Here is a 1,321-nt window from a genome sequence, read left to right as displayed (position 1 = left end):
GTCCGCGGTTTAGACCAACCCGGCCTTCAGGCGCAGGCGCATGCGTTCGCCCTGGGCCAGGATCAGCCCGCCCGGGCGGTAGCCGGCGGCGCCGACGCAGAGGAAACGGTCCGCATCGCCCGGCGCCACCTGCTCCACCGCGCGACTGCCGGGGTGCCAGATGACGCTGCCGGCGCTGGCGTTCTTGTCGATGCGCAGGCGGCGCTGCCAGCCGGCGTCCTCGATCACCAGCGAACCGGTGTTGTACAGCACCTGCTTGACGGCGCCACGCGGCGTCCAGGTGTTGGGCAGCGGCGAGGCCGGGCGCTGCGCGCCTTCCAGTTCCATGCCATGGACCACGGTGCGGCGCAGCGAGCCCAGGCGCCAGTAGGGTTGCAGCGCGAAGCTGAACAGGCAGTCGCTGTCGTCCTCGTGATAGCTGGACAGCTCCATCTCCAGCTCGCGGCCGAGTCGCGCGTCGAGGCGCACGTGCCAGTCCTCGATATCCAGCTGCCAGCTGACCTGCACCAGGCTTTCGTCGGCGTGGGCATCGAGCAGCCGCCATTCGCGCTGGCGGGCCCAGCCGTGGGGCGGCCAGTCGGGCTCGCTGGGATGGCTGCCGAACCACGGCCAGCACACCGGGATGCCGCCGCGGATGGGCGCGGTGCTCAGCGCCGGCCATTCGCTGGCGCACCAGAGCATGGAGCGCTCGCCCTGGGGACGGAAATGCAGCAGCTGCGCGCCCTGCCTGCTGAACACCGCCTGGCACAGCGGGTGATCGATCAGCAGCAGGTCGCGGCGCTGGAAACGCACCCAGTCGAAGGGGCGCTTGGCGCGCATGGAATGGAAGAAGCGCTGCAGCGGATGCTCGAGCATTGTCCGGAGGTCCTGACTCAATCCCTTTCCCGGACTCTCCCGGGGCGTGACGTCTATGTAGTTTTACTACACGTCGGCGAAAAAAGCGCAGATTCTACCTTGAAAAGCATAGAACCCCAGCGTCCAGAATGGATTTTTTCGGCCATGGCCCTAGGCAGAACCGAGAGCCACTGGGTTCCCGCGTGCGCGGGAATGACGGGTGATGCGACGTCGTCCACGTAGGGCGCATAACGCCCCAAGCGTTATCCGCCGTGGTTCGGCACCGACGTTTCACCACCATCCAACAAAAGGCCCGCCCCGATGAGCGCGGGCGGGCCAAGTACAGCAACACCTCAGGAGCGAGGGGTGGAGCGGATCAGAAGCTGGACTGGATCTTCAGGCCGGCGACCAGGGCGTTGTCCACCTCGTAGACCCCGCCGGGATGCTTCACGTATTGCAGGTTCGGGCGCACAGTCAGCCAGTTGGT

General features: G+C 67.1%; 2 protein-coding genes. Both read right to left on the bottom strand.

Going from position 1 to position 1,321, the window contains the following annotated elements:
• Nucleotides 1-9: 9 nt before the first annotated feature.
• Nucleotides 10-855: a D-hexose-6-phosphate mutarotase gene (locus P3W75_RS01430; RefSeq protein WP_276225585.1), complete on the bottom strand. Its 846-nt coding sequence runs from the start codon at nt 853-855 to the stop codon at nt 10-12.
• 355 nt (nt 856-1,210) lie between these two features.
• A partial coding sequence (locus tag P3W75_RS01425) for a carbohydrate porin (protein WP_276225586.1) occupies nt 1,211-1,321 on the bottom strand: 111 nt, incomplete at its 5' end.

This window comes from Pseudomonas citronellolis (assembly GCF_029335315.1).
In the GTDB taxonomy this organism is placed as follows: domain Bacteria; phylum Pseudomonadota; class Gammaproteobacteria; order Pseudomonadales; family Pseudomonadaceae; genus Pseudomonas; species Pseudomonas citronellolis_A.
The sequence above is the reverse complement of the archived record's forward strand: the minus strand, read 5'-3'. Positions and strand labels throughout refer to the sequence as shown.

Excerpts from the sequence above, each read along its gene's own strand:
- P3W75_RS01430 (WP_276225585.1), bottom strand. The coding sequence starts at position 855 with ATGCTCGAGCATCCGCTGCAGCGCTTCTTCCATTCCATGCGCGCCAAG.